Raw genomic sequence first — 25,031 nt, 5'->3', positions numbered from 1 at the left:
CGCTCGGTTACGAAAGCGTTGATGGAGAACAGGCATGGCCCTCAAGGTCGAGCTCAGACCGCACGAACGCATCATCGTCGGTAACTGCGTAATAACCAACACCGACCAGCGCGCCCGCCTTCTGATCGACGGCGACAACGTGCCGATCCTGCGCGAGCGCGACATCCTCACGCCGGAGACCGCCGACTCGCCCGCCAAGCTCGTCTATCTGGCGGTCCAGCTCATGTACATCTCGCCGGATCCACAGACCCAGCACGGCACCTATTTCAACCTGGTGCGCGACATCGTCACCGCGGTGCCGAGTTCCTGGCCGATCATCGAGGGCATCAACAACAACATCCTCAACGGCGACCTCTATCGCGCACTGAAGGATGCCCGCAAGCTGATCGCCTATGAGGAGAAGCTGCGCGGCCAGTTCGAGGCCACCCATCCCAAGGCCGAAGCGGACAAGGACGACGTCAGCACCGCCGCCTGATCCCACGCGTTCGCGGGCCCACGCCGCGCGAACGACCGACCTGAAACGATAACGGCCCCGGATCGCCTCCGGGGCCGTTCTCGTTTCAGATATGCATCGAGCTACTGTGCCGCGAGCGGCGGCGCCTCGACTTCGATCACTCCCCCGCTCCGGCGTCCGCCGAATTCCAGCACGGCCGCGACAAGCGCGTCGATGTCGGACTCGTCGGTACGGTGATTGACGATCGCGGCGCGGATCGCAAGCCTACCGTCCAGCGTCGTGCTCGAGGGCGCCGCGATACCGGACTCCTGGATGTCGGCGACGGTCTCGCGATTGACCTCGTCGGCAGCGCGGTAACGGAAGCAGACGATGTTGAGATTGACCGGCGCCAGCAATTCCAGCCGCGGCTCAGCGAGAATGCGCGTCTCCAGATATTTCGCCAGCGCACAGCTTCGCGCAATCACCGCACCAAGCCGATCGGTGCCGAACGTCTTCAGCGTGAACCACGTCTTCAGCGCACGGAAGCCGCGCGACAGATCGGGACCGAGATCGCAGGGCCAGATCGCGCCGGCCGCAAGTCCCCTCGCCTCGCGGCGCAGATAGGCCGCGGGCTGCGCAAAGGCCTGCCGATGCTGCTCGCCGTCGCGCACCAGCAGGAAGCCGGCGTCATAAGGCACCTGTCCCCATTTGTGGAAGTCGAGCGCAATGGAATCCGCAAGCTCGATGCCACCGAGCAGCGGCGCAAGCTCGGGCGACAGGATCGCGAGCGCACCGAAGGCGCCGTCGACGTGAAACCAGATCCCCTCCTCGCGGCACAGCTCCGCGATCGCCTTGAGATCGTCGACCGCGCCGATGTCGACCGTACCGGCGGATGCGACGACGAGGAACGGCTTGAAGCCAACCTCGCGATCGATCGCAATCTGCGCACGGAGCGCGGCAACGTCGATGCGATGATCGGCATCGACGCCGATCTTGCGCAGCGCATCGGTGCCAAGCCCGGCGATGTCCATCGCCCTCGAGACGCAGCCATGCGCGGCCTGCGATGTATAGGCGGTGAGAAGCGCACCGTCATTGCCGATGCCGTACTGCCGCGCCAGCGTGCCGAGCGCGCTCGTACGTGCCACCAGCACCGCCATCAGATTGGCCATCGACGTGCCCGTGACGAAGATGCCGCTCGCGCTTTCCGGGAAGGCGAACAGGCTGCGCATCCAGTGGACGATCTGGCGCTCGACCTCGATCGGCATGTGGTCGCGGCCGCCGAGATTGGCGTTGAGACCCGCCGCGAGCATTTCCGCGACCATGCCGACCGCTGTGCCGCCGCCATGCACCCAGCCCATGAAACCGGGATGAACGTTCCCGGTCGCATAGGGCGCGACATGTTCGGAGAAGTCGCGATAGACGTCGGCGAGATCGCTCGCCTCGCGCGGCACGTCGGCCTTGAATGCCGCGCGGACGCCGTCGGGGATTGGCTGCCACACCGGGCGCGCGCGAACGTTGGCGATGCCGTCGATCGTTTCGTCAAGCATGCGATGGGCGAGCGCGCGAAACTCGCTCCAGTCCTGCGGATCGAGCGAGGTGTGCGTGACGGAGCTTTGCGTGTTGCGGATGATCTCGTTCATGCTGCACTCTCCTCGCCCGCTCTTGCATGCCGCGACAGCATCGCCGTGAATGCCGCAAAGATCTTGCGCATCTGCGGCGGTTTGTACGGAAACACGGCCGGCGGATCCATGTTGTGCACGACGGCGGTGTTGTCGGCTTCGAAGACCAGGAGTTCGCCGTTCTGGTTCTCGGCGCAATCGACGATGAAGTAGTCGAGGCCGACGCGCCTGCTCATCTCGTCGAGCGCGATTTTGTGGCGCGCCGCGAACGCATGATCGAAGTCGAGCATGAAGACGGCTTCCTCGGCCCGCTTCTCCTCGCTGAACGCCATGAAGGCGTTGAGATACCAGATGTCCCAGCGATCGGCGATCGCCATGTGGCAGGCATAGGGTTTGCCGTCGACCATGGCGAGACGATATTTGCGATAGAGCCCGTCCGGACTCGCATAGTCGACGAAGCGAGCAACGAAAAAATCCTGCTCTTGCCGATCGGCGAGATAGGTCGCGAGCGCCGCCGCGTCATCGAGCTTGGCAAGCCCGACGCCGGCATGCGAGCCGCGCGGCCGCGCGATCATCGGAAAGTGCAGTTCGCCCGCAATGTCCTCGCAGGCGATATTCCCCGTGGAGAGATCCGACAATTGCGCGCGCGTCGCGTGGATGGTCGCGGGAATGTCCAGGCCGGGCACGCCCGCCAGCAGACGATAGAGCTTGTCGCGATCGAGATTGCCGATGAGATCCGGACGATTGAGCAGCGGCCTCGGCCAACGCGGCGCGGCCTTCTCGATCAGCGCGAGCGCCTCCCGGCACTCCTCGGAATCGGATGCGATCACGATAGCGACGTCGTGCTCGGGCAAAGTCTCCGGCAGGCCGATGCCCTTGACCACGTAAAGCGTCAACAGCTCGATGTCGGAGTCTTCAAGCAGGAAGTCGATCGGCGTGTTGCCACCCATGTCGATATCGGCGGCGAGCGCGAGCACGCGCAGCCGGGGTTTTGGAGCAGCGCAAGGCGTACGAAACAATTGGTGGAAGGAGAGCACCTCGGTCTGGATCACCAGCCCGGCCTCCTTCTCGCCGAGAAGCTGCGCAATCAGCGAGAGGTCGAGGCCTTCGCCCGCCTCGGCCGTCCCCTCCTCGATCCGCGACAGCAGCCGGTCGCGCAACGGATGCAGGTCGCCCCCCTCGAAGGCGCGGCGCGTCAGTTGCGCAAAGCCGATGCGGTCGGCATGGTTCGGCGCGGTCACGCCGCTCGGCGCGGAAACTGGATGTTGCATCTCACACCTCGAACGCGGGCTTTATCGGCACGGCCGCGACCGCGCCACGATCAAGCAGCAGCTCGATCTTCACCAGCACATGTGCGATGCGATCGAGAACCTGCTGCACATTGCGTTGCGTCTGCATTGCATCCGGCGACCACGCCTCGGTCACCAATCGTGCGCCGACGCAGAGGCGCAACACGGCCTGCGGCGCGCTGTCCTGCCGCTCCAGTCGGACCGGCTGGCCGACGAGACAGCGCTGGGCGGCCACTTGCCGGTCCGCCGCGCTGCCGCTGATCTCCTCGGCCATGTCGCACGCCAGCGCCCGATGCACGGCGCTGGTCTCGGCGATCGAGACCGGCTTGCCGCCGCGCAGCAGCGTGAACGGAAAGATCGTGGCTTGTGCGAATTCCTCGTCGTCCGCGCCTGACTTCTCGATCGCGGTGGGAACGGCGCGAAGCGACGGCGACAACGCGATCATGCTGTCGATGCCGGCTGCAAGCTCGGCCAGCATCCTGGCGCGGAAAGCCCCGGGCACGGCGTAGTAGCTGCCGATCTCGGCCAGCGCCGCCTCCCAGCGCAGCCATTGACCGAAGTTCGGCCGGCGCTCGAAGCGCGAGCGTAGCGTCGTCCACGCCACCGGCCAGTCGCAGTGGCCGGCATAATCGAAGATGCCAGGCGCGATCGCGCTCATCCGGTCGATCGACCGCGACAGGCCTTTCGGCAGCAGCAGCGCACCGCTGAAGGCGGGTCCGCCGAAGAATTTCGAACCGGTGATCAGCACCATGTAACCGCGGTCGAGATAGGCGCGCAGCCGCCGGCGGCCGAGCCGCGCCTGACAAGCATCGACGACGAATTGAACCTTGCGCGGCCAGCGCCGCGCGATCTCATCGAGACAGGCCTCGCTTGGAGCGCGCCAACCGAGTTTTGACGAATCCATGATCTGCAACAAAACGCGGCGGCCTTGCGCGAGGCTGGTCTCGACCGCGCGCAGCACGGCGGCATCGGCATCGGTGCGCATCGCAATGCCGGCCGCCATGTCGATCAGCGGCACAGCAATGCTGTCGCCGGCGAGCCCCGTCACCGCGCCGTCCTTGCGCACGGCCATGCCGCCTGCGGTCATCGTGCTGAAATGGTGGCCGCGTGCAGTATGCGGCGTTCCGCTTCCGGTCTGGTCAGCGCCGACCACGATCGTCACCGGCGCCGCGCCGAGCACTGCGCGCGCCACGAACAGGGCGTGAAGCTGGGAGTCCGTGCCGGACGGCGAGAACACGACGTCGATGCGCGACGAGAGCGCAAGGTGGCCGCGCAGCTCCTCGCGCATATCTTCGCAGCGGGCGTCAAAGGCGATTTCGACCTCGTCGAACAGGCACTTGTGCATCAGCTCTTCGCGCGCCAACGCGGCACGGTCATAGGCCATCTGCGAGATCGTCGACGCGGTTGCGGAGGCGAAATTCCAGAGCTCCGGCTCCGGCGAAGCCGCGCAGCCATAGGCGTTGACACGGTCGTTCGGATCGAGCGCCAGCCGCGGGTCTCCGCCGGAGGCGAGCAGCGTATCCAGCGGTGTGAAGAGATCGCGCAGGCGATAGCGCGAGCCGCCGTCGGACGCGCGCTCGCTGGCTGACAGACGGGATGCGCCGGCGCTCATCCCGAAAGGCTCACGCCGCATCGGCCGCCGCCGCGGGCGCCGGTGCGAATTGCGAGGTGATGTCGCCGTGGAACACCGACGGTCCGACGTGATCGAGCGAGCTCTGGATGTCGGCCCAGATCTCGCCGCCGATGTCGGTCCAGCGCTTGCAGAAGGCGAAGTCCTCGGACAGATAAGTGCCGGTCGCCGCATCGATCATGCACTCGAACAAGGCAAACCGGTTCTGGCTCGCCGCCAGCGTATCGTGCGAATGCTCGCGGAAGAATTGCAATGCCGCGTAGTCCGGATGGCGGCACATCGCCTCGAGCACGGAGCGCCGGATCATCAGGAAGCCGGTGCCGGCGTAGCGCACACGGGTGAATCCGTTCACCACCACGATGCGGTCGGGGTCCTCGATCTCGAGCACGTAGTCGAGCGATGCGGCCGGCACGTCGGCGCGGCCGGACTGGATCGCCCGCGCGGCCTTGTCCCAGTTGATCCGCTTGATCGGATAGCAGCCGGCGACGACGTCCGCGCCGCACTCGATCAGCCGGAACACCTGCTCCGGCTTGAAGCCGATGTCGGCATCGATGAACAGGAAATGCGTCGCTTCGGGATCGTCCAGGAACATCGCGGCCAGATTGGCCCGCGCGCGCGTGATCAGCGCATCGCCGTCGCGCAGCAGCACCTTGAGCTCGAGATTGGCCATGCCGTGCACGGCGCGCTGGAGCGCGAAGATCGAGCTCGCATAGATGCTCGTCACCTGCCCGCCGAAACATGGCGTGGCCACCACCAGTTTCATCTTCTCCGACATCGTCAGCTCCGCCCCGCTGCAATCCTCACCAAGAGGTAAAGAGGCATGGTTAACGGCGCCTTAACGCCCGCTTACAGGAACTTGACGAGCGAGAGCTGCGCGAGGTTCGAGGTCACCTGGTAGGACGCCTGGAGTGCATTCTGGAGCGACAGGATCTCGCTCGCAACTTGGTCCGGCGGCGCCGATTCCGCCTGGTCGATGATAGTCTGGAGCTGCGCCTTGGCCTGGGTCTGGCGCGTGCCTGCGTCCTTCATCGTGTTCTGGGCCATCGCGATGTCGGTCTGGATGTCCTCGATGCGCTGCTGGCCGGGCTGCTTGGTCAGGGCCTGCGTCACCCGCAGGCTCAGTGCGGCGACCTGCCCGCCCGAATACTGCCCGGTCGGCGAGGTCGAGAACGTCCCGAACACGGCGACTGCCTGCAGCTCCTTGCGGATCGCGTCCTCGTTCGCCTGCGCGCCATACTGCACCGTGACGGAATCGTCGACCCGGGCCATCGCGGTGGAGCGCGGCGAGCCGGGGCCGTCATTGCCCAGGTACCATTGCACGGTGGTGGCCGAGCCGTTCACCAGCGTCGTCGCCGAGCCGAGGGGCGACGAGCCGACGCGCAGCGGAGCCTTTGCCGCCGTGACCGGGGAGGTCGTGAAGCCGAGCGCCGCGAACGCCGTGCTGTTCGAGCTCGTGATGTTGAGGCTCCCGGGATCGTCCGTGTTGATCGTGATCACGCCGCCATGGATGGTCGACGGCTTCGTGGTGCCGGTGATCTGATCGATCTTGCCAAGCAGAGTTGTGATGTTGTCGGTGATGTTGATCTGGTTTGGGCCGCTGGCGCCCGAGGCGACAAAAGTCAGCGTCTGACCGTTCACCGTGATCGTATCGGGATTAACGGCAGGCGGACCCGCCGACCCCGCCTGGAACGCCGCTGAGAGGACTTCCGGGCCGCCCGTGGTCGCAGTGCCGCTCAGCACAGTTGAACCGGTGATCTGAGGCGTCGACGCCACGCTGCCGCGCGTCACGCTGCTGAGACCGAGCGCCGTGGCCGCCGCGCCGCCGGTGACCGCCACGTCCGTGCCGGTGCCGGTCGCGATCTGGATATTGCCGCCGGCGCTCAGAGTCACGTTGGCGGCGGGGATGCCGGCGGCAGTCGCGATTGCATTCAAGATATCAGACACCTTCGCGGCGCTGCCCGAAGCCAATCCGATCGTGGTATTGCCGCTAGCCGTCGTGACAGTGGTGACGTTAGGGTCGAAGGTAATGGTATGGGCGCCGCTCGCGCCGGTGATGGTCAGGGTGGTACCGGTCGGAGCGTTGGCGAGCGCGTTGAGAATGGTCCCGTTGAGATGGGGTGTCGCCGAAGAATCGAGCGACGTGGTCGTAGACGCAATCGCCAATGCGCTGTCCTGCAACGCGACCGAGCCCGTCCCGGTCGTCGAGGTATAGGAGCGCAGATTGCCGGTGGCCGCCACATTCGCGGTGGCTGATCCCGCCGTATTGAAGAAATTGTCGCCGGCGGTGACGGCGGAGGCCGCCACCAGCGAGGTGCCGGCGAGCTTCTTGATCGCGGTGTTCAGCGCGGTGTTGAGGTTCGTCGCCGTGTTGTTCGGGTTGACCGGGACGCTTGCATCGATGGCAAAGCTGCCGACAGGCGTCGGCGTCGCGGTGGACGCCGTCAGGTCAATCTGCTCGGTCGAGCCATCGGGCAGCGTGAACTGCACGCTGAGCTTGTCGCCATTTTTCGGATTGACGCCGTTGAGGTCGACCGAGAACGACACCGGCGAGCCGCTCGGGCCGGTGACCGTCGCGCCGGTCAGCGTCGAGGAGACTGCAGCGATCTTCAGGCCGAATGGCGATACGGCCGCGTCCTCCGACACCATCACAGAGCTCGGCGTCGGCTGTGGCGTCGCCAGCACCAGCCGGCCCATGCCATTGGCGCCGAGGTCGGCGGCCTGGCGCTCCGCCATGACGGTCTTGAAGCCCGCCTGCGTCGTGGTGCCGTTGATGATGTCGCCGGCATTCGCGACCGACGGCGTGTTGAAGGCGGTGCCGGAGAACAGATAGCGGTTGCCGGATTGCGTATTGAGAACGCCGACCATCGAGCCGAATTGCGCAGCTGCGGTGTTCTGCGCAACCGTCTGGCCGTTGACGTTGAGATCCTGCGCGGTGTTGGCCGAACCCGTCTGCACCGTGTTGCGGATCGTGGTCAGCGACTGCAACGCGGTATTGGCGAGATTGATGCTGACGTTGACGTTGGTCATCGTGTCGGTATAGGCGGCGATGTTGGAGAGTTGCGCGCGCCCGGCGATCGCAAAGCCCTCGTTGGTGCCCATGCCGGAATAGTTCTGCGACAGCTTGCCGGTCGAGAGCTGCGTCGACAGGTCGGTGAGCTGCTGGTTGATGTTGCGGATCTGCGAGCCGAGAACCGACGAGGAGTAGTTGATGCTGCTGATCGACATGTTTCAGAGCCCTGTTACTTGTTACACTTGAGCCTGGAGCAGCGTGTTCATCATGCTCTGCACCACCGACATGACATGAGCGTTGGCGGCATAGGCATTCTGGAGCTGGATCAGGTTCGACATCTCCGAGTCCAGGTTGACGCTCGCGGTCGAGTTGAACTTGGCCTGCAGCGTCGAGACCACGACGCTCTGGCCCTGCTGGAGCTGGGTCGCCTGGGTCGCGGCATTGCCCTGAACGCTCAGGAATTGCTGGAGGTAGTTCGAGACGCTGCCGGTGAAGGGCTGGCTCGCCGAGCCCAGACCGGATTGCGGCGAATAGGAGAACACCGCCGAGGTGAGCTGCGAATAGAGATAGTCCGAGCGCGCGGTGTCGCCGGTGGGCGTCACCGGCGAGGTGTTGTAGATCGACAGCCTGGTCGGGTCGGTCGCGAGCTGCGTGTTCACGGCGATGCGCCCGGCAAGGCCGGTCATCTGCGAACCCGATGCCGTGATCGCGCCGGTGTAGAGCGCCTGGCCGCCATCGGTGAACAGCGGCAGTTGCGGATTGCCCGAGGTCAGCGACGAGATCGTCTTGGTGATCGAGGCCGAATTGACCTTGGCGAGGCCGCTGTTGTCGTCGGTCACCCGCAATGTGGTGGCCGTCGCCGGCGACGGGGCGGCGGCGAACGACAGATGCGAGCCGGAAAGTGCGGTGTTGAGCGCCGAGGCGATCGCGCTCATGCCGCCGGAGAAGTTCACCCCGATCTGCATCGGATTGGCGTTGGTGGGGTTCTGCAGCGGCAGCGCCGCCGGATCAGTCACGTTGACCAGCGTGACCTGTCGCTTCGTGTTGGTGGTGTCGGTGTAGCTGAAGTTGACGCTGTTGCCCGGCGCCGCCCCGGCAAGGTCGAGATCGAAGCCGGCCGGCGGGCCGGTGACCGTGCTGCCGGCCGTGGTCTTGTCCGACAACGCGCTCGACATCGTTGCGGCGAACTGGTCGATCTGGTTCTGCGCCTGCACCAGCGTCTGGTCGCGCAGCTTCAGATCGGCCGCGATCTGGCCCGAAGACACCACGTTGTTGGCGATGACGTCGACCGACGATCCGTTCGGGAGCTTGATGTTGAACGCGCCAACGCCGGATTTGGCCGGATCGATGTTGTAGAGCGAGGTCGCCGACAGCGCGCCGGCGGACGCAAAGGTGAATTGCGAGGCCAGCCCGGCGCCGACCAGCTGGATGCCGGTGGTGGTGTAGATGTTGGCCTGATTGGACCCGTCGACGGTGACGTGGACGTCGACATATTTCGACAGCGTGTTGATGGCCTGGTCGCGCTGGTCCATCAGCGTCGCAGCCGAGGGGTCGTGTTCCGACAGGCCCTGGAGTCTGGAGTTGATGTCGGCGACTTGCTGCATCGCCGCGTTGGCCTGCTGCGCCGAGGTGCTGAGATCCTGCTCGACGTTGGAGCGCAGCGACTGGATGCCCTTGGTGGTGAGGTTGAGCTGCTGCGCCAGCGTCTGCGCGGCGCCGAGCGCAACCGTTTGCGCCGACGACGAGCCCGCGTTGGTCGACAACGCCTGCAGCGCCGTGGTGAAACTGTTCAGCGCGGTTTCGAGCGTACCGCTGTTGCCGGGCGTGCCATAGACATTCTGAAGCTGCTTCAGAATGTTGGCCATCTGGTCGGCGTAGCCGCCGCCGCCGGTCTCGGTGCGCAGCTGCTTCTGCACATAGGTGTCGAGCTCGCGGCTGACGCCGGTCGTCGTCACCGTCGAGCCGAAGTCGCCGGTGGTGACCTCGATCTGGTTCGGCGTCTGGACGACGTAACCCGGCGTCTGCGAGTTGGCGACGTTCGAGGAAACGATCGAGAGCGCAGCCTGATTGGCACGCAGACCGCTCATCGCACTGGCGAGGGCTGAACTCAAACCCATGTTGACTTGCCGCCTTTGGTTACGTCACGCCTCAATCAGCGCAACACGTTCAAGAGGTCCTGCACCATCGTATTCGCCGTCGTGATCACCTTGGTGTTGGCCGAATAGGCCTGCTGGGTCACGATCAGCTTGGTGAATTCGTCGGCGATGTCGGTGTTCGAGCCTTCCAGCGACGAGCCGCTGATCGAACCGGAAGCGCCATCGATCGCTGCGCCCGACTGTTCGGTCGCTGAGTATGCGCCGCCGTCCTGCGCCTTCAGGTAGTTGGTGCCGTTGAAGTGCGACAACGAGACCTGTGCGAGGTCGAGGTTCTGGCCGTTGGAGAAAGTCCCGACCACGAGGCCGTTGTTGTTGACGGCAACCGAGCGAAGCTGACCGGCGGCATAGCCGTTCTGGGTGATGGTGTTGATGGTGACCGCGCCGCTGGTGCTGGCATATTGCGTCAGTCCGCCCGAGGAGATGTTGAAAGAGACCGAGCCCAGCGATTGGCCGCTGACGCTGACGTTGTTGATGGTGATCCCCGAGCCGCTCGGCGAGGTCAGCGAGCCGTCGGCGGCAAAGGTGAAGGCCTGGCCGGTATTGACCCAGCCGACGGTCGTGCCGGTCGCATTCGGGTCGGTCTGGTAGAACATGTTCCAGCTATCGGCATGGCCCGCGCCCAGCGAGGCGCTGTCGGTCTTGGCCCAGCGCAATTGCAGGTTCACCGGCGTGCCGGCCGCGTTGTAGGCGGTCACCGCGCCACCGCTGATCGATTCCTTGGTGAAGGTGGCGATGTCATTGCCGATCACGCCGCCGGTACCGGCAACGCCACCACCGTCACGATTCTTGGTGATGGTCGAGGTGAAGCCGAGCGCGGCGAAGGCTGCGCTGTTGGAGCTCGCCACCGACAGGTTGGAAGCTGTGCCGGTGTTCAGCGTGATCACGCCGCCACTGCTGACCGACGACCCCGTTGCACCGGAGAGCGCGTCGATCTTGCCGAGCAGCATCGTGATGTTGTCGGTGACGTTGATTTGGTTCGGGCCTGACGCGCCGGCCGCCATGAAGGTCAGCGGCTGACCATTGACCGTGATGACGTCGCCGGCGGAGAAGCCCGATGTGATCACCTCGGCGCCGCCGGCCGCCGCCGCGCCGCTCAGCACCGTGGCGCCCGAGATTGCTGGGGAGGACAGCACGTTGCCGCCGCGCGTTACGCTGCTGATGCCGAGCGCCGTGGCTGCCTGGCCGCTACCAACCGGTACGTCGGTGCTGGTGCCGCTGGAGATCACGATGTTGCCGCTGGGGTTGAGCGATGCGGTAACGCCGGCGCCGCCGGCCAACTGGATGGCGGAGATGATGCTGGCCACCGTGGCCGTCGTGCCTGCGCCGAGACCGATCGTGGTATTGCTGCCGGCCGTCACGACAGTGGTGCCGCCGTTGAACGTGATCGTGTTGCCGTTGACGGTCAGCACCTGGCCGCTGAGCGCGGTGAGGGTGGTGGAGGCGAGATGCGTACCCAGGGCGTTGTCGAGCGAAGTTGTGGTCGATGCGACCGCCGCAGAGTTGTTCTGGAGCGCCGCTGTGCCGGTCGCCGTGGTCGACGAGTATGGTGAGCGAATATTGCCGGTCGCGGCAGCGCCGGACGTTGTGGCGTTTGCATACGGCGGAGGCGGCGTGCCGACCGGCAGCGGGTTGGCCGCGAAGTCCGATGGGTTCAGTCCGCCGGCCGCCAGCAGCGTCTTGGTCGCCGCCGTCGTGCTCGCCACGGTGTTCGGCTGGGTCGGCAGGTTGGCCGCGTACTGGATCGATGTGGTCGCCTGCGCCGGGATGAAGTTGTTCTGGAATTTCAGGACTGTCGCGACGTTGCCTTGCGGGTTGCCGGTCTTCGGGTCGACCGTGACACCCATCAAATAGTAGCCGGCGCCGTTGACCAGATTGCCGTTGGCATTGAGCTGGAAGTCGCCACGCCGCGTGTAATAGGTGACGCCGCTGAACACCGGCGCGTTGTCGACGACGCCCGTCGCCTTCTGAATCGAGAAGAAGCCGTCACCGGTGATCGCCATGTTGGTGGCGACGCTGGAGCCCGAGATCGTACCCTGCGTGGTGATGGTGGCCTTGGCGTTGGCCGTCACGCCGCCCGCGACCTGCTTGCTCGGGACCGATGAGTCGGGAATGAGATCGACGAAGCTGGTGCCGATGCCCTTGTAAGCGGTGGTGGATGAGTTCGCGATGTTGCCGGAAATGTTCTGCAGCGCGTAGGACTGCGCCTGCAGGCCACCCACCGAGGTGTTCATTGCATCGAAGATACCCATAACTTTGTCTCCAGATCCGATCTCGGCGGCCGGTCGACCATGGCCGCAGTCGGAGGAGACTGTCGCAAGGGCTATGCCAGTGCGGGTACTTTCACGAAATCAATGACTTAATGAAAAAGCCCCGGTCGGACGACCGGGGCACAATTGCCGGGACCGGCAACAATTGCCGGACGAAACCTAGGTTGCGGACGCCGACGCGGGATGGAAGACCAGCCCGAAACCGTCGATGCAGTAGCGCAATCCGGTCGGCTTCGGACCATCGTCGAAGACGTGGCCAAGATGGCCGCCGCAGCGCCGGCAATGCACCTCGGTGCGGAGCATGCCGTAGGTCCGGTCCTCGGTCTTGCCGACATTGCCCTCGATCGGCTGGTAGAAGCTCGGCCAGCCCGTGCCGCTCTCGAATTTGGTGTCGGAGGCGAACAGCGGCAGGTCGCAGCCGGCGCAGGCGAAGATGCCCTTGCGGTGCTCCTTGAGCAGCGGGCTGGAGCCCGGCCGCTCGGTGCCCTCCTTGCGCAGGATCTCATATTGCTGCGGGGTGAGCTGGGCACGCCATTCGGCGTCCGTTTTCTCGACCTCGAATTTTTGCGCGGCTTTCTCTCCAGCCTCCGCGGGCGATGCTCTGAGCCAGCGGAAGGCCGCAAGGCCGAACAGGCCAGCGACGGTCGTCAACAGGATGCGGCGGTCAAACATCTCATTCTCCATGCGGGAGCGTCTACGCCCTGAGATACGGGCTCTCACGGCAGACGTTACACTTCCGGGCGGGATTTTTCTCGGGTCTCTTGCGGACCGCTGTCGTCGCGCGAGACCGGTTCCGGGGCTGGTTCCGAGGCTGGTTCAATGGCTTCTGCCGCAGTTTTCGGCGGCTGGGTAAGCCGCGGCCTGACGCCTGACGGAGGCCGGCGCGGACCGGTGCCGGCGGCCCGGTTGGCTTCGGCGAGGCGTGTCTCGCGTTCTCTGTCCTTGACCTTGGCACGTTCACGATAGCGGGCAAGCGAGCCTGCGGCAGCGGAACTCGCCCTGCCCCAGATTCCGACCAGTTGGCCGGCAACCCGCCCCGTCGTTCCCCCCGCCCAGACCAGCTCGAACGGTGAGAACAGCTTCCAGCGCTCGTCGCCCCACAGGATGCTGCGCGCGATCATCTGCCCGGCCATGGCCGAGGTGTTCATGCCCTGGCGGCCGAACCCGCTGGCCACCCACAGGCCTTTGCGCAACTGGCCGATCTGCGGCATGCCATGCACGGTCTGGCCGGTGGCGCCGCCGAAGGTCTCGGTGATTTCGACATTGCCGAGTTGGGGGAAGATGGACCGGATCCGCCGCTTGACGGCGCCCGCAAAGCGTTGTGGTCGCGCCGCCCAGGTGGTCTCCGGGCTCTCCCACATCAGGCGGTCGCCATCGACGATCCGGAAATGATCGACGCCGTCGGAATCCATCACCGATCCCTTGAAGGCGATGATCTCGTGCACGCGCTCGCCGAGCGGCGCGGTGATGCCGGCATAGCGCCAGACCGGCAGCAGCGTCTCCGACAGGCGCCGCAACGGCGCACCGAGATGGATGTTGCCGGCGAGCACGATATGGGTGGCGCGCAGCCGCGCCGAGGGCGTGACGATGCGCTTGCGGATGCCGGAATGATCGATGCTGACGACCGGCGTATCCTCGAAGATGCGCGCCCCCGCCCGCCGCGCCAGCGCCGCGAGGCCGTGCACATATTTGCGCCCGTCGACCTGGAACGCCTTCGGATAATACACGCCATGGAAGTAGTGATCGGTCTTGAGCACCTCGCGGACGCGATCGACCTGCCAGCCCTCGGCCTCGGTGTCGAAATCCTCGTTCAGCATTTGCAAGCGGCTGATCAGCCGGTCGCCGGCATCGACGTTGGAGACCTCGAGCACGCCGGCGGTCGGGCCGATCCCCGGCATGTTCTCTTCCGTGGCGTTGGCCCGGACGAACTCGGCGCCCGCTTTCGACAGCGTCCACAATTCCCGCGCGTCCTCGAATCCGATCCGCTCGATCAGCTCGGCTAGCGGCAGCGCGAAGCCCGGCATCACGGTGCCGAGTTGATTGCCGGAAGCGTTCCAGCCGATGTGGCGGCCCTCGAGCACCGCGACGCTGGCCCCCAGCCGGGCCGCCTCGAGCGCGATGGAGAGCCCTGCAAGCCCGGCCCCTATGACGCAAATGTCCGCATCGAGGTCGAACGACAGCCGCGCCCGGTCGCGAAAGCCGGCTTCTTCCTGGGACACGCTTGTGAAAGTCTCGCTCATGTCGTTTCTTAAAGGACTGAGCGGCCGCTTGTCACCTTGTCCTCGACCAGCGCCTGTAGATTATCCTGGTCGTGTAACGATTCGAGAATGCCATGCGCCGTTTGCTGCTGCTGCGTCACGCCAAGACCGAGACCGACGCGCCGAGCGGCCGTGACCAGGACCGCCGGCTCGACGACCGCGGCCACAAGGATGCCGCCGAGATCGGCGACTGGATGGCCTCCCATCCCCCCTTTCCCGAGGCCGTGCTGGTATCGCATGCGGTCCGGGCCCGGCAGACCTGGGACATCGCCTGGGAGACCATGAAGGACCGCGTCGCCGCGCCGCAGGTCGAGATCCTGCCGGAACTCTACGCCGCCGATCCCGCCCAGATCCTGGAATCCATTCGCACTGCAACCGTCCCGGCCGACCCGAAGCAGTTGCTGGTGGTCGGCCACAATCCGGGCATGCACGAAATCGCCCTGATGCTGACGGGCGGCGGCGATCCCGCCGCCGCCAAGGCGCTCGCCGACAACCTGCCCACGTCGGGGCTTGCGATCTTCGACTTTGACGTCAAGGATTGGGGTGACGTGGCTTACCGCCGCGGCAAGCTGGTGCTGTTCGTCAGTCCGAGGTTGCTTCGAAGTTAAGGCTGCTTCGATCGGGTTGATCGCGCGACGTGCTGGCAAGACGTCCTGACTGGAAGATTTGGAGGCGCAGATGTTCAAGTCCATCCTCGTGCCCATCGACCTCGCCGACACCGACCTGGCCAAGCCGGCGATCGCGACCGCGGCAACGCTGTCACAGACGTGGAGCGGCGTGGTGCGCCTGCTCAACGTGCTGCCAATGACGCCGGTGATGCTGGCCGAATACGTGCCGGCCGATTTCGACGAACAGCAGCGCCAGACCTCGGAAGAAGCCCTCGCCATCGTCGCACGCGAGTCCGGCATCGAGCCTTCCCGCATCTCCAGCGTGGTGCGCCAGGGCGGCATCTATCACGAGATCCTGGAGGAAGCCGTGCACATGAAGGCCGAGCTGATCGTGATGACCTCGCACCGGCCGGCGATGCGCACCTATTTCCTCGGCTCCAATGCCGGGCATGTCGTGCGCTACGCAAAATGCTCGGTGCTGGTGGTGAGGCACTGAGGGTTGCGGCGAAACTCAGCAGTGCAAGCTGCCAGGTCGTAGCCCGGGTGAGCGAAGCAATACCCGGGCTAGCTCGTGTCACGATTCCCGGATGTCGCTTCGCTCATCCGGGCTACAAGCCCTTGCATTGCCTGACAGGCAAAACACCCAAGCAGCGGGTCAAGACCTGCCACGAAAGATATTCCACTTTACCGAAATTCGGAAATAACGTATGTGTCGCGGCAACCCGGCCCAAGGAAGAGGGGCGTATCGCGATCGTCACGAACGCGGGCCGGACAGCGGCGGACGCTGGTCCACACCGGCGCGAATGGCTTCGCAGGGCGGGCAACCGTGAGCGAAAGCGTCGCGCACACGACCGGTGTGATCAGCGTACGGCAAAACCGTGTCGTCCTGACGCCCGGGGTCTGTGCGTCAAGTCTTGTGGTGATGTGGCGGCCCGACCGGGTTCGCAGCATCAGCCATCCGCAAGGCGACGGGGGCAATAGTGCATCGCTCCCCGGGGAGAGCACGGCATAAGCCGTAAAACCGCTGCGCAGGGAAGGCCGGACGTTTTGGCTTCACCTGTATGCCGCTGTGCAAATTTCCTACTGCAACTTCGCACAGTGGACCGCGGGTGCCAGCCGGCGCCCGGTCTTCCCTGCGCCCTCTTTCAACTGAGGGCAAGGCGATGAAGCAAAGCTCGGGCGAAACAAGCCGCGAGAGGGCGAAGGTGTGTCTGCGATGAAGGCGCGAGCTAAGGAGCGACAGTGCTACCCCCAAACGCCGTCATTGCGAGCGCAGCGGAAGCAATCCAGAGTCTTTCCGAGGTGGGATTCTGGATTGCGTCGCTGCGCTCGCAATGACGATGTTGAAACAGGTGTGCCCGAAAACTCAGTCTCGTCGGCTCCGCGCAGCAGCGTCAGAACGCTGCAGCGCGTCCGGGACACGAGCGAAGCGCTTACAGATACCGCGTCAGCTCTGCTTTGGCCTGGCCGTAGACCGCGTCCTCGATCTGGCTGCGCGTGATCCCGATGTCGCGCAAGGCGCGGTCATCGAGGTCGTTCAGCGTCTTGACGGCGGAGCGTTGCTCCAGGCGGTCGAACAGCGCATAGGCGCCGTTGGCCAGCTTGCGGAAAAATCCGTCCGACGAGGATGAGCGTAAACTCCGCCCGGCGGTCTGCGAGATCGTGGTCATTGTCCTTCTCCGGCCTGTTGTCCACGCGGCGAAGCGGATGCCGTTGGCGCACGCGCCCGAGCGCCTGCACCTCATTTGCCTCGGATTGCTCTCGCTCTCCTCGGCTCAATCGTGAAGCTTGATGGAACTTAAATGCTCCACTACACTACTCGGAGCAAGTGAAACATTGCTCTCGGTGCAATAATGTCCAAGTTCGAATACGTGAAGCTTGCCGATGCCATTGCTCTCGATATCTCTAACGGCACGTTAAGACCGGGCGATCGGCTGCCGCCGCAGCGCAATTTTGCCTATGACCGTGGCATCGCGGTCTCGACCGCGAGCCGGGTTTATACGGAGTTGCTCCGCCGCGGCCTCGTCGTCGGCGAAGTCGGCCGCGGCACCTTCATCTCCGGCGCCATCAGGCGCGAGGTCGAGGCGCTGAGCGAGCCGCGCGACGCGCGGATCGATTTCGAGGTCAATTACCCGCTGCTGCCGCAGCAATGGGCGATGATCGCCAAGAGCCTTGCGGGCCTCGAGCGCGTCGACGCGCTCGAATCCGCGCTGCGCGTCTCCACCAGCACCGGGACCAAGAGCGCGCGCAATGCAGCCGCCGCCTATCTCGCGCGCAAGGATTTCGCCCCGCAGGCCGAGCAGATCGTCTTCACCGCCAACGGCAAGCAGTCGCTCGCGGCCGCGCTCGCAGCCCTCGTTCCCACCGGCGGCCGCTGCGGCGTCGAGGCGCTGACCTATCCTTACGTCAAGAGCATCGCCGCGCGGCTCGGCGTGACGCTGGTCCCGATACCGATCGACGAATTTGGCGCGCGCCCCGACGCCATCCAGAAGGCGCATCGCGAGGCGCATCTGTCGGCGCTGTATCTCCAGCCCATCATCCAGAACCCGCTCGGCGTCACCATGAACGCGACACGGCGCGCGGACATCATGCGCGTCGCCGAGAAACTCGATCTCACCATCATCGAGGACGCCGTCTACGGCTTCCTGGCCGACGACACGCCGCTGGCCGCGCTCGGACCCGACCGCTGCATCGTGATTGACAGCCTGTCCAAGAAGGTCGCGCCGGGCCTCGCGCTCGGCATCCTGGTCGCGCCGCCACGATTGCGTGAGAGCGTGATGAGCGCGGTCCGCACCGGCGGCTGGATCGCGTCCGGCCATGCGCTGGCGTCCGGGCAGCGGCTGATGGCAGACGGCACCGTCGCCGAGCTGACGCGGCTGAAACGCGTCGACGCCGCGCGCCGCCAGCAGGCTGCGGCAAGGCTGCTCGCCGGCTACCAGCTCGCCGCCGATCCGCGCTCCTATCACCTCTGGCTCACGCTGCCGGCACACTGGCGCTCGCAGACCTTCGTCGCCGCAGCAGCCCGGCGCGGCATCGCGCTGACACCGTCCTCGACCTTCGCGATCGCCCATGGCCACGCACCGAACGCGGTGCGGCTCGCGCTCGCCCCGCCCTCGTTCGAGCAGCTCGATTCCGGCCTGCGCACGATCGCATCGCTGCTCGGCACCAAGGAAGAGGATTTCGACTCGACGGAGTAGCTAAAGCGTTCTCGAGCGAAGTGGGTACCGGTTCGCGTCAAGAAGACGCGTCAAGCAATAATCTGATGCCGTTCCCCCGCTCAGGCCTCCGGCCATTCCGCGATGAAGCCCTTCGCCTTGTAAGGCTCGATCTTGTCCCATTCGTGCAGCATGCGGCGGCAAAATTCGGGATCGGTGTGCCAGAGCGCGCGCGGCGTCGCAAAGCTGTCGACAGTGAGCAGCATTTTCTCGACCTCCGGCCAGTGCCGGTGCAGCGTCATCGGATAGCGCCCCGCGGTCCAGGTGTTGCCGAGGCAGATCACGCTGCGGACATTGTGCAGCCCGAGCGCAGCGTCAATGATCGGCAGCGAGAGGATCACGTTCTCGCCGGTGTTTTGGGCACGATGTTCCTCGAGAATTCGGTGAGCCGGAATGCCCGCCGCGACCATCGCCGCCTTGATGATCGTGCACTCGGATTGCTCCGAGCCCGCCGTCACGCCGCCGCTGACAATCGACCAGCGGAAATAGCCCTGGCGCCATAGTCGCGCCGCCGTATCGGCCCGCAGCGTGACGTCCTCTCGGGTGCCGAACATGAACAGGAGGTCCGCCGGCTGCAGCGGCGTATCGATCAGATGTGCGCGGTTGATCTCGGAGATCTCATCCGCCGAAGGCCTACGCGTGCCGCGGTCCATGGTTGACATGGCAGCACGATGCGACACCGGGGCAACGGCGCGAAGTCACGTTTGGTTGCGGCCCATTGCACCCAAGGCAGCAAGGCCATTTAGGGCAGCAAGGCGCGCGGCACGCGATCGAAGCTGTAGCTCCGCGGCTGGTTGCGCCGGACGAACCCGCCGATCTGCCAGGCGAACAGCGCGGCAAAGCCGATGATGAACAGCGCCCCGGCGAATTCGCCGATCGCGAGCGCGCGGATCAGGAGTCCCGTCATCGCCACTGCAAGCACCGCAAGAAAAGCCAGCATTGTCGCGTAAGTCCTTCGGCCGAGGCCCGCGGTCAACTCGGCGTGGCTGCCGGCCTGCGCCATGCGCGCGTGCAACGCGACGATGAAGTCGCGAAAACCATTGTCCTGCGGCGCCATCAGGGCCGCGGTTTGCCAGCTCGTCGAGAGGATCGCGATACGGCCGCCACCGGTGTGGCTGACATCGGCGCGAAAGCGGTGCTGCTGCATCGACACCGGGCGGAACGACAGCCGGATTGCACTGATCTCGTCATAACGCCACAGGGCCGAACGGCCGCCGATGTGCCAGGACAGCCCCTCCTCCGTCAGTTCGAAGCGATGCGCCGAGCCGATCAGCGACGCCTTGTAGGCGTAGCTCGCGCCCGCAGCCGCCTCAGCTCCCGAATCCTGCATCTTCACAATCGATCCAATCCGGGCGATCCCATCTGCGATCCGCTTGCGTGAGCGCCCTGCCCCATCCTACAAGCGGGACATGGCTGAGACGATTTTTTTTCCGCGCCGCCTGATTCTCGGCGCCGCCGTGATCTCGGGCGTGCTGCTCGCGCTCGCCGTGCACATGCTGGGCGCGCGCTACGGGCTCGACCTCGGCGGCCTCTGGCACTCGGATACGCACGAGTTCATACCGGCGGGCGCGGCGATCGCCTGGTGGCTGATCGCCTCCGTCGGCTTCTCCGGCGGCTATTTCACGGCGACATTGATGCAGAGCGCCGTCTCGGGCCAGATCCCGCAACGGATGCGGCAATTCCTGATCGCGGTCGGCGTGCTGCTGCTTGCGGGCGCAGGCCAGGTGGCCTCGGCGCCGAGCCCGGTGCCGACGGTCTCGGGCGTGCTGGCGGGGATTGCCGCGCTAGGCCTCGGTGCCGTGATGGCGTTCTGCGGCGCGCATTTCGCACTGCGCCGCGGCTAACCTCAGGCGGTCGCGCGCAACGGCGGTCGGTCCAGCATGATCGCGACATCGGCAGCGGGCCGCGGCTTGCTGAACAGATAGCCCTGTGCCTGCGTGCAGCCTTCGCGCCGGAGCAGCTCGAGCTGCGCGTCGTTCTCCACCCCCTCAGCCGTGGTGACGATGCCGAGGCTCCGGCCCAGCCCGGTCACGGCGCGGATGATCGCCATGGAATCCTCACGCGTCGCGAGTTCCGACACGAAGGAGCGGTCGATCTTGATCTTGTCGAAGGGGAAGCTGCGCAGATAACTCAGCGATGAATAGCCGGTGCCGAAATCGTCGAGCGAGATGCGTACGCCCATGGCGCGGAGGTCGTGCAGCGTGGCCAGCGTCGCCTCGCTGTTCTGGAGCAGCACGGATTCGGTGATCTCGAGCTCGAGACGGCGCGCGTCGAGTCCGGACGCGACCAGCGCCTCGGTCACGGATGCGATCAGGTTCGGATTCTTGAACTGCACCGGCGACAGGTTGACGGCGACGTCGACATCGTCGGGCCAGGTGGCCGCGTCGGTGCAGGCGGAGCGCAGCACGAATTCGCCGAGCTGGATGATCAGTCCGGTCTCTTCGGCCAGCGGAATGAAGTTCATCGGCGCGATCAGGCCGCGCTCTGGATGGTTCCAGCGCAGCAGCGCCTCGAACGCGACGACTCGACCGCTGACGACGTCGCGGATCGGCTGATAGTAAGCCTCGAACTCGTCGCGTTGCAGGGCGGCGCGCAGGTCCATCTCCAGCAGACGCCGCGCCTGCGCGCGCGCATCCATGCCGGTCTCGAAGAACCGATAGGTGCCGCGGCCGTCAGCCTTGGCGCGATACAGCGCGAGGTCGGCGTTCTTCAACAGCTCGTCGGGATTGCTGCCGTCCTGCGGCGACAGCGAGATGCCGATCGAGACGCCGATGATGATCTGATGGTCGTCGATCTCATAGGGCGCCGAGATCACCTCGACCAGGCGGCCGGCAAGGGATCTTGCCGCGGTTTCCTCCGAACGTCCGATCTGGACCACGGCAAACTCGTCGCCCCCGAGCCGCGCCACCGTGTCGCTCTCGCCGACGGTGGCCTTCAGCCTGCGCCCGACCTCCTTGAGCAGCGCGTCGCCGATGGGATGGCCGAGCGAGTCGTTGATGTCCTTGAAGTGATCGAGATCGAGACAAAGCACCGCGAGCTGGTCGCCCGATCTGGTCCGGCGCAGTCCCTGCACGAGCTGCTCGTGGAACAGCACACGGTTCGGCAGGCTGGTCAGCGCGTCATGGCGGGCCATGTGCGAGATCTTGGCCTGGGCCTCCAGCCATTCGGTGATGTCCTCGAAGGTCGCGACCCATCCGCCGCCCTGCATCGGCTGGTTCACGACCCGGATGGAGCGGCCGAACCTGGTCACGACGTCCGTCGTGGTGCGGCTCTCGCGCGCGTCGGCGACGAGGCGGGCGAAGAATTCGCCGGCATCGCCCTGCCACTGACCCTTCGCCTGCTCCTCTCGCAGCACGTCGACGAGCAGCCGGCCGGTGAGCAGGATGTCGGTGCGGCCGAGCATCGCGGCATAGCGCTCGTTGAACAGGATGATCTTGCCGTCCGCATCGAACATGCACAGTCCCTGCGACATGTTCTCGAGCGCCGTGTCCAGCACGATCCGCTGGCGGCCCAATTCGCCCTTGGCGCGGCGGTCGAGCAGCGCGGCCACGAGCGCAATCGCGATGATCGCGACCGCGGCACCCGCTGTGAAGAAGGACAATGAGGCCGCCGGGATCGATAACCCGCTGGTCGCGAGCGTCGGATCCGGCGTCAGAACGACGGCGCCCATTGCGGTGAAATGATGTGCGACGATGGCGACCGTCAGCAGGGTGCTCGCGGTTAGCGCATGGAACAGGTCGTCGCGCCGCGCAGCGACAAACAGCGCGAGCGCCGCAAAGACAATTCCGAACAGCACCGAGGCGGCAACCGTGCTCCCGATCCAGTCGACGCGTGCCGGCATCTCCAGCGCCGCCATGCCGGTATAATGCATCGTCGCGACCGCGGTGCCGACGATGGCGCCGCCGAGCACGATCCACGGCGCGCGCGCGGAGGATGCCGCCAGACTCAGCCCCACGAAGGTTAAGGAGATCGCGAAGATCAGCGAAAGGATCGTCACCGGGATGTTGTAGGCGCCGGCGCCGCCCGGCCCGTAGGCGAGCATCGCAATGAAATGCGTCGCCCAGATGCCGCATCCGCTGACGGCGGCATCCAGGGCGATCCAGACCAGGCGCCCGGAGCCGTGTGTCGCGCGCGCCCGGTGAAACAGGCTGATCGCCGCCGCGCTTGCGAGCAGGCACACCGCGCCGCCAAGCGCGACGAGCCGCCAGTCGTGCTCCTCGGTGAGACAGTAGAGAACTTGATACATTGCGGGCCCCTATCGACCCGCACTTGAACCGACAGAGATGGACAGTCGGTAACCGGCTACACGCCCGTTTCGGGGATGGTGAACGGAAGCTGTGTGCATTCGCTCGGATTGTTCATCCGCGCGCCGGCGCGCCGAGGCCGATCACGGCGGCGGCGAGCAGCAGCACGGCCGCCGACACGACCAGCGACAGGTGCAGGCCCGTCATGAACGCGCCCTCCGAGGCCACCAGCGAGCCGAACAGCGCGACGCCGAGCACGCTCCCGGTTTGTCGCGTCGCGTTCAGCACGCCCGCAGCGATACCGGAGCGTGCCTTCTCGACGCTGCCCAACAAGGTCGAGGTCAGCGGCGGCACCAGCAGCCCAAGTCCGCTGCTGATCGCGATCATCTGCGCAAAGATCGCCCAATAGCTCGTGCCGGCTTCGATCCAGAGCAGGCCGACGCAACCGAGCGCCGAGACGCAGGCGCCGACGACGATGGTCGGGCACGGGCCGATACGCTCGGCGAGGCGCGGCGCCAGCAGATTGACCGGCAGCACCACGCCCATCATCGGCACGAAGGCGAGACCGGTCCACCATGCCGACAGCCCGTTGATCCTCTGGAAATACAGGCTGAGCACGAAGATCAGGCCGTAGATCGCGATGTTGACGAGCAGGCCGACGAGCGAGGTCAGCGCGAACAGCCGGTGGCTGAACAGCGACAGCGGCAACATCGGCTGTGCCGCACGGCTCTCGCGCCAGACGAAGAGCGCGGCGAGAATTGCTGCTGCGACGAAGGCTGCGATCACAGCTGGATGGTCCCAGCCAAGCGCGCCACCTTCGATGATCGCGCCGGCGAGCGCCCCCAGCGCACCAATCGCCGCGAGCTGGCCCGGCAGATCGATCTCGCGCGAGCGCGCCCGCGTGGTTTCGCTGGCGTAACGCCAGCTCAGCCACAGGCCAACAAGCCCGACCGGCAGATTGACCAGGAAGATCGCACGCCAGCCGACCAGCGTGATCAGCGCGCCGCCGACGAAGGGGCCGGCAGTGAGCGCGAGGCTCGCACCGGCGGCCCAGATTGCAACGGCGCGGCCGCGCTCGCGGTCGTCCGGATAGGCATGATTGAGCAGGGCAAGAGAGTTCGGCACCAGGATCGCCGCCGCCAGGCCCTGGACCAGCCGCGCCCCAATCAGCACGGTCGCATTGGGCGACAACGCGCAGGCGAGCGAGGCCGCAGTGAAGATGGCGAATCCCGCCATGAAGACGCGCTTGGCGCCGATGCGGTCGCCGAGCGCGCCGGCCGTCAGGATGAACGCGGCAAACGCAATGGTGTAGGCGCTGACCACCCATTGCAGCTCGGCGACGCCGCCTCCGAGCGTCCTGCCCATCGCATCGAGCGCGGTGTTGACGATGGTGACGTCAAGCTGCACCACGCCATAACCAAGGCTCATCGCGGCAAGGGTGAGGGATGTCGCAAGGCGCGAGCCGGCATGCGGCGCGCCGGCTCCGAAGGCTTCGTATTTGACGGTGCTTACTCGCATGCTGCCATCTCGGTTGCAGCCCCATGCGAACGATACGCTTCCAACCCGCCGTCATGTTACGACAACGATCGAATGATGAATGCATGATGGATATGTGATGCGCGAGCGTCGCGCGGACGGCCGCGCGACGCTCTGTCCTGACCCTGGCTGCGCCTGGCCCTAGCTCGCCGCGCGCAGGTTCACCTTGCTCTCGGCGAGCGTGGTCAGCTTCTTGTCGGTCGCTTTCTCTTCTTCCAGCGTCGTGGCGAGCACGCTGGCGCAGTCGTTGCGGCCGAGTTGCTTCGCCCAGGCGATCAGACTGCCGTAGCGGACGATCTCGTAATGCTCCGCCGCCTGTGCCGCGTTGATCAGCGCGGCGTCGAGCACCGCCTTGTCGGCCACTTCGCCGGCGGTCTCGTCGGCTTCCTCGATGATGCCGTCGATCGCCGGGCAATCGACCGCCTTCACCTGCGCACCGTGCATCTTGAACACTTCCTCGAGGCGCTTCACGTGCTCCTTGGTTTCTTCGAGGTGCGTCAAAAAGCCCTGCTTCAGCTGCGGATCGGTCGCCTTATCCGCCATTTTCGGCAGAGCCTTGGTGAGCTGCTGCTCGGCGTAATAGATGTCCTGGAGCTGATGCACGAACAGGTCGTTCATGGTTTTGATGTCTTTTGTGAACAATCCCATCGGTCCGATCCTCTCGGGTTGTGGGAACACGGAGGCGCCGGCTTGCAGGAGAAGCCGGTTATTCCGCCATGTTCGATTGCTGATGCGGCACTAACCAGCGCAGGGCATCGTCGTTCCA

Annotated in this window: 20 protein-coding genes; 5 read left to right on the top strand and 15 right to left on the bottom strand. The window is 65.6% G+C overall.

Going from position 1 to position 25,031, the window contains the following annotated elements; translation table 11 throughout:
• Nucleotides 1-34: 34 nt before the first annotated feature.
• Nucleotides 35-475 (top strand): flagellar biosynthesis repressor FlbT, encoded by a 441-nt coding sequence (gene flbT, locus IVA75_RS01085; protein ID WP_027566886.1) that lies wholly within the window; start codon nucleotides 35-37, stop codon nucleotides 473-475.
• Nucleotides 476-576: 101 nt separating this feature from the next.
• Here the strand turns inward: flbT and IVA75_RS01080 are convergent, their stop codons facing one another.
• The 9 genes from IVA75_RS01080 to IVA75_RS01040 form a co-directional block, all read right to left on the bottom strand.
• On the bottom strand, nucleotides 577-2,073 hold the full coding sequence (locus IVA75_RS01080; protein ID WP_247287357.1) for an aspartate aminotransferase family protein: 1,497 nt from the start codon (nucleotides 2,071-2,073) through the stop codon (nucleotides 577-579).
• Complete coding sequence (locus tag IVA75_RS01075; RefSeq protein ID WP_247287359.1) at nucleotides 2,070-3,323, bottom strand: hypothetical protein; 1,254 nt, start codon at nucleotides 3,321-3,323, stop codon at nucleotides 2,070-2,072. Before IVA75_RS01075 ends, IVA75_RS01080 begins: the two co-directional genes overlap by 4 nt.
• 1 nt (nucleotide 3,324) lies before the next feature.
• Nucleotides 3,325-4,974, bottom strand: a complete 1,650-nt coding sequence (locus IVA75_RS01070) for a hypothetical protein (RefSeq protein ID WP_247287361.1) — start codon at nucleotides 4,972-4,974, stop codon at nucleotides 3,325-3,327.
• Nucleotides 4,964-5,746 (bottom strand): hypothetical protein, encoded by a 783-nt coding sequence (locus IVA75_RS01065; protein ID WP_027566882.1) that lies wholly within the window; start codon nucleotides 5,744-5,746, stop codon nucleotides 4,964-4,966. The genes IVA75_RS01070 and IVA75_RS01065 overlap by 11 nt, the downstream gene beginning before the upstream one ends.
• Before the next feature lie 71 nt (nucleotides 5,747-5,817).
• Nucleotides 5,818-8,196 carry a flagellar hook associated protein gene (locus IVA75_RS01060; RefSeq protein ID WP_247287363.1) on the bottom strand — a complete coding sequence of 793 codons (2,379 nt, stop codon included), beginning with the start codon at nucleotides 8,194-8,196 and terminating at the stop codon, nucleotides 5,818-5,820.
• 21 nt (nucleotides 8,197-8,217) lie between these two features.
• Nucleotides 8,218-10,098 carry a flagellar hook-associated protein FlgK gene (gene flgK, locus IVA75_RS01055; protein ID WP_247287364.1) on the bottom strand — a complete coding sequence of 627 codons (1,881 nt, stop codon included), beginning with the start codon at nucleotides 10,096-10,098 and terminating at the stop codon, nucleotides 8,218-8,220.
• A gap of 35 nt (nucleotides 10,099-10,133) precedes the next feature.
• Entirely contained in the window at nucleotides 10,134-12,386 is a 2,253-nt protein-coding gene (locus tag IVA75_RS01050) for a flagellar hook-basal body complex protein (protein WP_027566879.1), read from the bottom strand.
• A gap of 177 nt (nucleotides 12,387-12,563) precedes the next feature.
• Nucleotides 12,564-13,076 carry a peptide-methionine (R)-S-oxide reductase MsrB gene (gene msrB, locus IVA75_RS01045; protein ID WP_247287365.1) on the bottom strand — a complete coding sequence of 171 codons (513 nt, stop codon included), beginning with the start codon at nucleotides 13,074-13,076 and terminating at the stop codon, nucleotides 12,564-12,566.
• Between the two features lie 56 nt (nucleotides 13,077-13,132).
• Complete coding sequence (locus IVA75_RS01040; protein WP_247287366.1) at nucleotides 13,133-14,644, bottom strand: FAD-binding oxidoreductase; 1,512 nt, start codon at nucleotides 14,642-14,644, stop codon at nucleotides 13,133-13,135.
• A 92-nt stretch (nucleotides 14,645-14,736) separates the two neighbouring features.
• Here IVA75_RS01040 and IVA75_RS01035 point away from each other — a divergent pair, with 92 nt between their 5' ends.
• Both IVA75_RS01035 and IVA75_RS01030 read left to right on the top strand, forming a co-directional pair.
• Nucleotides 14,737-15,270 carry a histidine phosphatase family protein gene (locus IVA75_RS01035; RefSeq protein ID WP_247287367.1) on the top strand — a complete coding sequence of 178 codons (534 nt, stop codon included), beginning with the start codon at nucleotides 14,737-14,739 and terminating at the stop codon, nucleotides 15,268-15,270.
• Between the two features lie 70 nt (nucleotides 15,271-15,340).
• Nucleotides 15,341-15,766, top strand: a complete 426-nt coding sequence (locus IVA75_RS01030) for a universal stress protein (RefSeq protein ID WP_007602088.1) — start codon at nucleotides 15,341-15,343, stop codon at nucleotides 15,764-15,766.
• Nucleotides 15,767-16,703: 937 nt separating this feature from the next.
• Here IVA75_RS01030 and IVA75_RS01025 read toward each other — a convergent pair.
• Nucleotides 16,704-16,940, bottom strand: a complete 237-nt coding sequence (locus IVA75_RS01025) for a DUF1127 domain-containing protein (RefSeq protein ID WP_027566875.1) — start codon at nucleotides 16,938-16,940, stop codon at nucleotides 16,704-16,706.
• Between the two features lie 183 nt (nucleotides 16,941-17,123).
• On the opposite strand from IVA75_RS01025, the gene IVA75_RS01020 reads away from it, so the two are divergent.
• Entirely contained in the window at nucleotides 17,124-18,467 is a 1,344-nt protein-coding gene (locus tag IVA75_RS01020) for a PLP-dependent aminotransferase family protein (RefSeq protein ID WP_247287368.1), read from the top strand.
• 80 nt (nucleotides 18,468-18,547) lie between these two features.
• Here IVA75_RS01020 and IVA75_RS01015 read toward each other — a convergent pair whose 3' ends face one another.
• Complete coding sequence (locus IVA75_RS01015) at nucleotides 18,548-19,147, bottom strand: YdcF family protein (RefSeq protein WP_247287369.1); 600 nt, start codon at nucleotides 19,145-19,147, stop codon at nucleotides 18,548-18,550.
• 80 nt (nucleotides 19,148-19,227) lie between these two features.
• Nucleotides 19,228-19,815 carry a hypothetical protein gene (locus IVA75_RS01010; RefSeq protein WP_247287371.1) on the bottom strand — a complete coding sequence of 196 codons (588 nt, stop codon included), beginning with the start codon at nucleotides 19,813-19,815 and terminating at the stop codon, nucleotides 19,228-19,230.
• 79 nt (nucleotides 19,816-19,894) lie between these two features.
• On the opposite strand from IVA75_RS01010, the gene IVA75_RS01005 reads away from it, so the two are divergent.
• Nucleotides 19,895-20,329: a hypothetical protein gene (locus IVA75_RS01005; RefSeq protein ID WP_027566871.1), complete on the top strand. Its 435-nt coding sequence runs from the start codon at nucleotides 19,895-19,897 to the stop codon at nucleotides 20,327-20,329.
• 2 nt (nucleotides 20,330-20,331) lie between these two features.
• Here IVA75_RS01005 and IVA75_RS01000 read toward each other — a convergent pair whose 3' ends face one another.
• The 3 genes from IVA75_RS01000 to IVA75_RS00990 all read right to left on the bottom strand — a co-directional run bounded on the left by IVA75_RS01000 (nucleotide 20,332) and on the right by IVA75_RS00990 (nucleotide 24,913).
• Nucleotides 20,332-22,731 (bottom strand): EAL domain-containing protein, encoded by a 2,400-nt coding sequence (locus IVA75_RS01000; RefSeq protein WP_027566870.1) that lies wholly within the window; start codon nucleotides 22,729-22,731, stop codon nucleotides 20,332-20,334.
• Nucleotides 22,732-22,843: 112 nt separating this feature from the next.
• Nucleotides 22,844-24,247 carry an MFS transporter gene (locus IVA75_RS00995; RefSeq protein WP_247287373.1) on the bottom strand — a complete coding sequence of 468 codons (1,404 nt, stop codon included), beginning with the start codon at nucleotides 24,245-24,247 and terminating at the stop codon, nucleotides 22,844-22,846.
• A 159-nt stretch (nucleotides 24,248-24,406) separates the two neighbouring features.
• Nucleotides 24,407-24,913: a ferritin-like domain-containing protein gene (locus tag IVA75_RS00990; RefSeq protein ID WP_247287374.1), complete on the bottom strand. Its 507-nt coding sequence runs from the start codon at nucleotides 24,911-24,913 to the stop codon at nucleotides 24,407-24,409.
• Nucleotides 24,914-25,031: the final 118 nt, after the last annotated feature.

Source organism: Bradyrhizobium sp. 134, assembly GCF_023074155.1.
Taxonomy (GTDB): Bacteria; Pseudomonadota; Alphaproteobacteria; order Rhizobiales; family Xanthobacteraceae; genus Bradyrhizobium.
Note: the sequence above shows the minus strand (reverse complement) of the source record. Positions and strands in the feature narration are given on the sequence as shown.